Annotated in this window: 3 protein-coding genes; all 3 read left to right on the top strand. The window is 70.6% G+C overall.

The genetic code is table 11. The features are described 5' to 3' along the window. Positions 1 to 4 precede the first annotated feature (4 nt). Positions 5 to 6,526, top strand: coding sequence for a non-ribosomal peptide synthetase (locus tag H0U68_RS03200; RefSeq protein WP_296352720.1), 6,522 nt, complete (start codon positions 5 to 7; stop codon positions 6,524 to 6,526). A 23-nt stretch (positions 6,527 to 6,549) separates the two neighbouring features. Next, the gene (locus H0U68_RS03195; RefSeq protein WP_296352719.1) at positions 6,550 to 7,599 is read left to right on the top strand and encodes a phytanoyl-CoA dioxygenase family protein; all 1,050 of its coding nucleotides are present in this window, start codon (positions 6,550 to 6,552) and stop codon (positions 7,597 to 7,599) included. A 39-nt stretch (positions 7,600 to 7,638) separates the two neighbouring features. Further along, positions 7,639 to 9,475 (top strand): condensation domain-containing protein (locus H0U68_RS03190; RefSeq protein ID WP_296352718.1); only part of this gene is annotated, 1,837 nt, incomplete at its 3' end.

Genomic DNA, 9,475 nt, shown 5'->3' with positions numbered 1-9,475 from the left:
GGCCATGCCCGCGCGCGACGGCCAGCCGCTGCGCATCGTGGACATCGACGGCCTGGCGCCGCGCGCGGAAGTGCCGAAGCGCGCGCCGGTGCAGCCGGGCGACGTGGCCTACATCCTCTACACCTCGGGCTCCACCGGCACGCCCAAGGGCGTGATGCAGAGCCACCGCAACGCGCTGCATTTCTGCCGCCAGTACACCAGCAACCTGCGCATCGGCGCGGACGACCGGCTGTGCCTGCTGGCCTCCTATGCCTTCGACGCGGCGGTGATGGACGTTTTCGGTGCGCTGCTGAATGGCGCGCGCTTGGTCATCCCCGATCCGCGCGGCGGTGCGCCGCACGAGATCGTCGAGCGCATCGTCGCGGAACAGGTCACGGTCTACCACTCCACGCCGACGCTGTACCGGCACCTGTTCGGTTCGGCGCCGCAACTGCAAGCGTCGCCGCTGCGCCTGGCGGTGCTGGGCGGCGAGCCGGTCGCGCTGGCCGACCTGGCGCTGTTCGACACCGTGTTCCCGGCCGATTGCGTGCTGGTCAACGGCTACGGCCCGACCGAATCCACGCTGGCGCTGCAGCAGTTCATCCGCCACGGCAAGGCCAGCCTGCAGCCGCCGGCGGCGGGGTTGCCGATCGAAGGCGCGTCCATCGCATTGGGTAATCTGGATTCGCGACCGCACGCCTACCAGAGCGGCGAAATCGTCATCCGCAGCGAACACGTGGCGCTGGGCTACTGGAACGCGCCCGAACTCACGGCAGCCGCCTTCGGCACCGACGCGCGAGGCAGGCGCTTCTACCGCACCGGCGACGTCGGGCGGCGCGGGCGCGACGGCCGCATCACCGTGCAGGGCCGCATCGACCAGCAGGTGAAGGTGCGCGGCTACCGCATCGAGCTGGGCGAGATCGAGACGGCGCTGAAGGCCGCGCCCGGCGTGCGCGAGGCGGTCGTCAGCGCGCGCGGCGAGGGCGCGGAGGCGCGCCTGGTCGCCTACGTGGTGCCGCAGGACGGCGGCACGCAGGGCGCCGGCGTGGACGCCAAGACCGGCTTCAGCCTGTTTTATTTCGGCGCCGACAAGGCCGAGCAGGACAGCGACTACGACTTCTACTTGAACTCCGCGAAGTTCGCCGACAGCCACGGCTTCGAGGCGATCTGGACGCCGGAGCGGCACTTCGACGCCGTCGGCAGCCTGTACCCGAACCCCTCGGTGCTCAACGCCGCGCTGGCCACCGCCACCACCCACGTGCACCTGCGCGCCGGCAGCGTGGTGCTGCCGCTGCACCATCCGCTGCGCATCGCGGAAGAGTGGGCGGTGGTCGACCGCATTTCCAAGGGGCGGGTCGGCATGGCCATCGCCAGCGGCTGGCATGCGCGCGACTTCGTGCTGGCGCCGGAGCGCTTCGAGCCGCGCCGCCAGGTGGTGCAGCAGGGCATCGAGACGCTGAAGGCGCTGTGGCGCGGCGAATCGGTGTCGCTGCCCGACGGCGCGGGCGGCATCTCCGAGGTGCGCACCTTCCCGCGCCCCGTGCAGCCCGAGCTGCCGCTGTGGGTGACCGCGGCCGGCAATCCGGAAACCTTCAAGCACGCCGGCCGCATCGGCGCCAACCTGCTGACCCACCTGCTGGGCCAGACGGTGGAGCGCCTGGCCGAGAACATCGCGCTGTACCGTACGGCGCTGGTGGAACACGGGCACGACCCGGCCATGCGCCGCGTGACGGCGATGGTGCACACCTTCCTGGGCGAGGACCACGCCGCCACCGTCGAACGCGCGCGGCCGGCCTTCGTGCGCTACCTGCGCGCGCACGTGGAGCTGTGGCGCCCGCTGATGAAGAACGTGCAGGAGGCCGACCGCCAGCCGACCGAGCAGGAAATCGCCGACGTGCTGGAGTACGCGTTCCAGCGCTACTCGCGCACCGCGGCATTGATCGGCACGCCGCAAAGCTGCCTGCCGATCGTGCGCGCGCTGCAGAACGCCGGCGTGCACGAGTTCGCCTGCCTCATCGACTGGATGGATGCGTCCGACGCCTTCGGCGCGCTGGACAGCCTGGCGGCGCTGCGCGAACTGGCGCTGTCGTCCTCGCCGCCGACGCCGCGCAGCCTGGCCCAGCATTGCCGCGCGCGCCTGCCGGACTACATGGTGCCGGCGCAGTTCATGCTGCTGGACGCGCTGCCGCTCACGCCCACCGGCAAGGTGGACCGGCGCGCGCTGCCCGCGCTCGAGGACGACGGTTTCGGCCGCGCTGCCTACGTTGCGCCGCGCAACGCCACCGAGCAGGCGCTGGCCGAGATCTGGAGCGAGACGCTGCGGGTCGACCAAGTCGGCGCGGAGGACAACTTCTTCGCGCTGGGCGGCCATTCGCTGCTGGCGCTCAAGCTGATCCAGCGCGTGGAAAAGCGCTTCGGCGTGCGCATCGCGCTGACGGTGCTGGTGCAGAACGCCGTGCTGCGCGAACTGGCCGCCGCGCTGGACCAGCTGACCGGTGCGGCGGATACGGGAGAGGCGTCCTTCGTGTTCCCGGCCATCGAAGCCGACACCGCGTCGCAGCACCAGCCGTTCCCGCTCAACCACGTGCAGCAGGCCTACTGGATCGGCCGCAGCACGGCGATGTCGCTGGGCGGCGTGGGCGCGCACAGCTACATGGAAATCCGCATCCGCGGCCTGGACGTGCCGCGCTTCAACCGGGCGCTGAACCGCCTGGTGCGGCGCCACGCCATGCTGCGCGCGGTGTTCAGCGACGAGGGCACGCAGCGCATCCTGGCCGAGGTGCCCGCGTACGTGGTGCCGGTGCTGGACCTGCGCGGCAAGGACGGCGGCACGGTGGCCAGCGGCCTGGGCGAGGTGCGCGAGCTGCTGTCGCACCAGCTGTTCGACGCCAGCGTCTGGCCGCTGTTCGAATTCCGCGTGACCCTGCTGGACGGCGGCACCAGCATGCTGCACGTGAGCACCGACGCGCTGGTGCGCGACACCACCAGCAACCAGATCATCGGCTTCGAGCTGGAGCGGCTGTACACCGAGCCCGACGCGCCGCTGCCGGAACTGTCGCTGACCTTCCGCGACTACGTGCTGGCCGAGCGTGCGCTGGAGTCCAGCAGCTGGTACCAGCGGGCGCTGGCCTACTGGCGCGGCCGGTTGGACGACTTCGCGCCGGCGCCCGAGCTGCCGCTGGCGCGCCGGCCGGACAGCATCGCGCAGCCGAAGTTCACGCGCCGCCGCGGCGGCCTGGACGCGGCCGATTGGTCGCGCATGAAGGCGCGCGCGCAGCGGGCAGCCGTGACGCCCTCGGCGCTGCTGATGGCGGTGTTCTCCGAGGTGCTGGCCGCCTGGTGCAAGCGCCCGCGCTTCACCATCAACCTGACCCTGTTCAACCGGCTGCCGCTGCACCCGCAGGTCAACGACATCGTCGGCGACTTCACCTCGCTGATCCTGCTGGAAGCGAATCCGGATGCGGCCAAGTCCTTCGTGGCGAACGCGCAGGCGGTGCAGGCACAGCTGTGGCGCGACATCGACCACGCGGCCGTCAGCGGCATCCAGGTGCTGCGGGAGTTGTCGCAGAAGACCGGCGCGCAGCAGTCGGGCATGCCGGTGGTCTTCACCAGCACGCTGACCAACCAGTCGCAGCACCACGCGCCCGAGCCCGGTGCGACCGGCGCAGGCGTGTTCGGCGAGATCGCCTACCAGATCAGCCAGACGCCGCAGGTCTGGCTGGACCACCAGGTGGGCGAGACGGAAGGTTCGCTGTTCTTCAACTGGGACGCCATCGACGAGATATTCCCCGAGGGCATGCTGGACGAGATGTTCGCCACCTACTGCGCGCGGCTGGAGGCACTGGCCGCCAGCGATGCGCAGTGGGAGCAGCCCGCACCGGCCTTGCTGGGCGAAGCCAGCCTGCGGGCGCAGGCCGAGGCCAATGCGGGCGACGGCTTCGTGCCCGAAGAGGCCTGGCTGGACACGCGGCTGGAGGCGCTGTTCGAGCGCGAAGCGCTGCGCGCGCCGGAGCGCATCGCGGTCGTCGCGGGCGCGCGGGAGCTGAGTTACGGCGAGCTGCGCGCAAGGGCGCGCGACATCGCCGCGCAGCTGCAGGCGCGCGGCGCCGGCGCCAACCAGCTGGTGGCGGTGGTGATGGAGCGTGGCTGGGAGCAGGCCGTGGCCACGCTGGCCGTCCTGTATGCCGGCGCGGCCTACCTGCCGCTGGACCCGGCGCTGCCGGTGGAGCGGTTGCACCACATCATGGCGCGTGCCGGTGTGCGCATCGCGCTGACGCAGCGGCACCTGGCGCAAGCGGTAGAGTGGCCGCAGGACGTGCAGGCCATCGCCGTTCCCGCGATGGCGCCCGCGTCGCCGGCCGAACCCGCGCCGGCGCAAGGCCCCGCCACCGACCTGGCTTACGTCATCTACACCTCGGGCTCCACCGGCGAGCCCAAGGGCGTGATGATCGACCACCGCGGCGCGGTCAACACCGTGCTGGACATCAACCGCCGCTTCGGTGTGGGCGCGCAGGACCGCGTGCTGGCGATCTCGTCGCTGAGCTTCGACCTCTCGGTCTATGACCTGTTCGGCATCTTCGCGGCCGGCGGCGCCGTGGTCATGCTGGCGCCGGACGCGGCGCGCGATCCGCAGGCCTGGGCCGAGACGCTGGCGGCGCACCGCGTGACGGTGTGGAACTCGGTACCGGCGCTGCTGGACATGCTGCTGGAATACGCCGACGGCCGCGCCGGCGTGGTGCCGGACACCTTGCGCCTGGCCATGTTGTCGGGCGACTGGATTCCGCTGAACCTGCCGCGCCGCTGGCAGGCGCTGCGCCCCGATGCGCGCATCGTCAGCCTGGGCGGCGCCACCGAAGCGTCGATCTGGTCGATCTTCCACCGCATCGACGAGGTGCGCGCGGACTGGCGCAGCATTCCCTACGGCAAGCCGCTGGCCAACCAGAGCTTCCACGTGCTGGACGCTGCCCTGCAGCCGCGGCCGATCTGGGTGCCGGGCGAGCTGTACATCGGCGGCATCGGCGTGGCGCAGGGCTACTGGGGCGACGAACGCCGCACGGCGGCCAGCTTCATCCGCCATCCGCGCACCGGCGAGCGCCTGTACCGCACCGGCGACTTCGGCCGGTATCTCCCGGACGGCAGCATCGAGTTCCTGGGCCGCGAGGACACGCAGGTCAAGGTGCAGGGCTACCGCATCGAGCTGGGCGAGATCGAGGCGGCGCTGGCGCGCCATCCCGAGGTGCAGGCCGCCGTGGTGCACGCCGTGGGCGATCCGCGCGGCGAAAAGCGCCTGGCGGCCTACGTGGTGCCGGCCGAAGGCGCCGCGCCGCAGCCCGAGGCGCTGCGCGGCTGGCTGGCCGCCAAGCTGCCGCCCTACATGGTGCCCGCCATGTGGATGCTGCTAGACGCGCTGCCGCTGTCGTCCAACGGCAAGGTGGACAAGGGCCGGCTGCCGCCCATCGGCGTTGCGGCGGCGGAAGCCGAAGACGCCACGCCGTTCGCGCTGGCCGGCGAGGTGGAAGCGCGCATCGCCGCCATCGTGGGCGGCATCCTGTCGCAGCAGGACGTGGCGCCTGCGGAAAACCTGCTGAGCCTGGGCGCGACCTCCATCGACATCGTGCGCATCGGCAACGCGCTGGCCACCGAGCTGGGTTTCCGGCCGCCGCTGGCGCGCGTGCTGGCTACGCCCACCTTGCGCGAGCTGGTGGGCATGTACCGGGAGCACGTGGCGCAGAACGCCATCGTGCAGGCGGCGCAGCGCGTGGGGCAAGCGCCGCCTGCCAGCGCCGCGTCGTTCGCGGCCATCGACGATCCGCTGGCGCGCCAGGCATTCAAGGACAACCAGCCGGGCCTGCGCCGTTTCGACGATGACGCCACGCCGGTTGCCTTGCCGGCGCCGGTGGACCCGGAACGCGCGCGGCAATTGCAGGCCATGCGCTCGGTGCGCCAGTTCCTGCCCGAGCCGGTGGGCACGCAGGCCTTTGCCAAGCTGCTGTCGTGCCTGGGCGAAGGCGAGCTGGACGGCAAGCCCAAGTACCTGTATCCGTCCGCCGGCGGCCTGTATCCGGTGCAGACCTACGTGTGGGTCAAGCCCGAGCGGGTGCAGGGCGTGGCCGGCGGCGCCTACTACTACGACCCGAAGCGGCACGGCCTCGTGCGCACGTCGGACGCCGGGGTGCTGACGCAGGAAGCGTACGGCGCCTTCGTCGGCGGCCCGCTGTTCCAGCAATCGGCTTTCGCGGTGTTCTTCGTCGCCGAGCTGGCCGCCATCGAGCCGCTGTACGGCGACAAGAGCCTGGAGTTCTGCCACATCGAGGCAGGCGGCATGGCGCAGCTGATGACAGCCTGCGCCGCGCCGCTGGCTTTGGGTCTATGCGGTATCGGGATGGTGGACGTGGAGCGCATCGCGCCCCTGTTCCGCCTGCAGTCCAGCCACAGGCTGGTGTATTCGATGGTGGGTGGCGCGCGCGCCGGGGATGAGGCCCACCACAACGCACCCGGCGAGCTTGCCTCGCTGGTGGCGCCGGCACAAGAAGAGATCGAGATATGAGCCATCAACAAGGAGTCGTCACCATGGCCGAACAGGTCGCATCCCCGGAGGTTATTTCCATGTCCGCACAGCAGAAAACGCCGCTGTCCACCAAAGAGCTCTTCTGGCGCGACGGCTTCGTCGGGCCGCTGGGCATGAGCGTGCCGCGCGACCTGATCGACCGGGTCGCCACGCGGCTGGACGGCATGCTGGGCGCGCACGCGCCGCACCCGCTGTACGGCCGCTTCTCGGTGCGCGACTGGCACCTGATGGACGAGGAGGTGATGACCTTGCTCACGCACCCGCGCATCGTCGACGCGGTGGCCAGCATCCTGGGGCCGGACCTGCTCTTGTGGCGCTCCAAGATCTTCCTCAAGCGCCCGGGCGAGGCGCCGCTGGGCTGGCACCAGGAATGGGGCGCGTTCAACGGCGAGGAGATCGGCAACGACCGGCCGTCGCTGCTGCCCTCGGAAGAGGCCAAGAACGGCATCTGGAACCTGACGGTGTGGATCGCGCTGGACGACGTGACGCCCGAGATGGGGCCGCTGCGCTTCGCGCGCGGCACGCACACGCACCGCTTTCCCATCGAGATGCAGCCGCTGGTGCAGTCGGAGTTCTGGCACGACCCATTCCTGGACACATCGAGTGCCAAGGACCTGATCGCCCGTGCCGACGACAACTCGCTGGTGCTGGACATCCGCACCGACCACATCTTCCAGGGCGTGGACCGCGAACGCATCTCGCTGGAGCAGGTCAAGTACATGCTGATGCAGGGCCTGCAGAACCAGGTGGGCGCCGTCACGCTGGGCTTCGACGCGTCGGAACACGAGGTGGTGGACGTGCCCATGGATGCCGGCACCTTCGTTGTGTTCAGCGAGCGCACCATGCACGGCTCGTCGGCCAACGCGTCGCCGCGCCGCCGGCTGGCCATCAACGCGCGCTACACCCGGGCCGACACGGTGGTCTACCCGTTCCGCGAAACCGGCGAGCGCATCGACGGCTCCAACCTGGACATCTCGCAGCACGAATGCGTGCTGGTGTCCGGCCGCGCGATGACCGACCGTAACGTGCTGCGCGACACCAAGGCGCGCTGAACCAGCCACGCCGAAAGCACGCGACCGACTTTTGCCTCCATGACCGCATACGAGCTGCTCGACTTCTTCAACCGCCACGCCATCCGGCTGGAGGTGCACGGCGACAAGCTGCGCCTGAAAGCGCCGCCGGGCTTCGTGACGGAGGAGCTCAAGGGCGAGCTGCAGCGGCACAAGGCGGAAATCATCCGGCTATTGAGCGGGCAGGGCGAGCAGGGCGACGCGATCCCGCGGCGTGCGGCAGACGCCGCCGTGCCGCTGTCTTTCGCGCAGCAGCGGCTGTGGTTCCTGGACCGCTTCGAGCCGGGCAGCGCCTACAACATTCCGCTGGCGGTGCGGCTGCTGGGTGCGCTGGACCGCGCGGCTCTGGAAGCGGCGCTGAACGGCGTGCTGGCGCGGCACGAGGCGCTGCGTACGCGCTTCGTGCAGGACGAGAACGGCGAGCCCTGGCAGGCCATCGATGCGCAGCTGGCACTCGTGCTGCCTGTGGAGGACATCGGCGGTGCCGATGCGCAGGGCTACGTGCTGGCCGAAGCCCAGGCGCCGTTCGACCTGGTGCAAGGGCCGGTGGTGCGCGCGCGGCTGCTGCGGCGCACGGCGGATGAGCACCTGCTGCTGATGACGGTGCACCACATCGTGGCCGACGGCTGGTCGATGCGCGTGCTGGTGCGCGAACTCGCCGCGCTGTATGCGGCGCGCGTGGAGAGGTGTGATGCGGGTTTGCCGCCGCTGCCGATCCAGTATGGGGACTACGCCAGCTGGCAGCGCGAATGGATGCGCGGCGCCGAGCTGGACAAGCAGCTGGCCTACTGGACGCGGCAACTGGCCGGCGCGCCCAGCCTGCTGACGCTGCCGACCGACCGGCCGCGGTCGCAGGTGCAGCAGCACCGTGGCGCGCGCCATGTCTTCAGCATCGACGCCGCGCTGGCGCGCGGGCTGAAAACCGTCGTGCAAAGCCGCCAGGCCACCTTCTTCATGGGCGTGGCGGCCGTGTTCTCCACGCTGCTGGCGCGCTATGCGGGCCAGGACGAGGTGAACCTCGGCACGGCGGTGGCCAACCGCGGGCGCGGCCAGGCCGAAGGGCTGATCGGCTTTTTCGCCAACACGCTGGTGCTGCGCGTGCCCATCGGCCGGCGCGACAGCTTCGAGGCGTTGCTGGCCGCTGTGAAACAGACCACGCTGGAAGCCTTCGCCCACCAGGACATGCCGTTCGAGCGGCTGGTGGAAGCGCTGAAGCCGGACCGCAAGAGCGGCCACGCGCCGATTTTCCAGGCGCTGCTGGTGCTGCAGAACACGCCGTCGTCGCGCATCGACCTGCCGGGCCTGGTGCTGGAAGACGTGCCGATCGACAACGGCACCTCCAAGTTCGACGTGTTCCTGAACATCGTGGAAGGGCGCGACGACGAGCCGCTGAAGGCCACGCTGGAATACGACAGTGACCTGTTCGATGCGGGCACGATGGAGCGGATGGCGCGGCATTTCCTGCGGCTGATGCAGGAAGTGGTTGCCGCGCCGAAGCTGCCGGTGCTGGAGCTGCCGCTGCTGTCCGAAGGCGAGCGCAGCCGCGTGCTGGTGGAATGGAACGCGACGGCGCTGCCGTACGCGCGCGAACTGGACATGGTGCGGCGTGTGGAGCTGCAGGTGGGGCGCACGCCGGATGCGGTGGCGGTGGTGTTCGAGGAGGCGTCGCTCACGTACGCGCAGCTGAATGCAAGAGCGAACAGGCTGGCGCACTGGCTGCGCGCGCAGGGGGTCGGGCCGGAAGTGCTGGTGGGCGTGTGCATGGAGCGCGGGCTCGATGTGGTCGTTGCACTGCTGGGCATCCTGAAGGCAGGCGGCGCGTACGTGCCGCTGGACCCGGCGTATCCCGAAGAGCGCA

It is taken from the genome of Ramlibacter sp., from assembly GCF_013697775.1.
Classification (GTDB): domain Bacteria; phylum Pseudomonadota; class Gammaproteobacteria; order Burkholderiales; family Burkholderiaceae_C; genus Ramlibacter.
This window is presented reverse-complemented; position numbering and strand designations above follow the sequence as displayed.

Bases quoted from the DNA above. Each gene is read 5' to 3' on its own strand.
- H0U68_RS03200 (WP_296352720.1), top strand. From the start codon at position 5: ATGCCCGCGCGCGACGGCCAGCCGCTGCGCATCGTGGACATCGACGGC.
- H0U68_RS03195 (WP_296352719.1), top strand. From the start codon at position 6,550: ATGGCCGAACAGGTCGCATCCCCGGAGGTTATTTCCATGTCCGCACAG.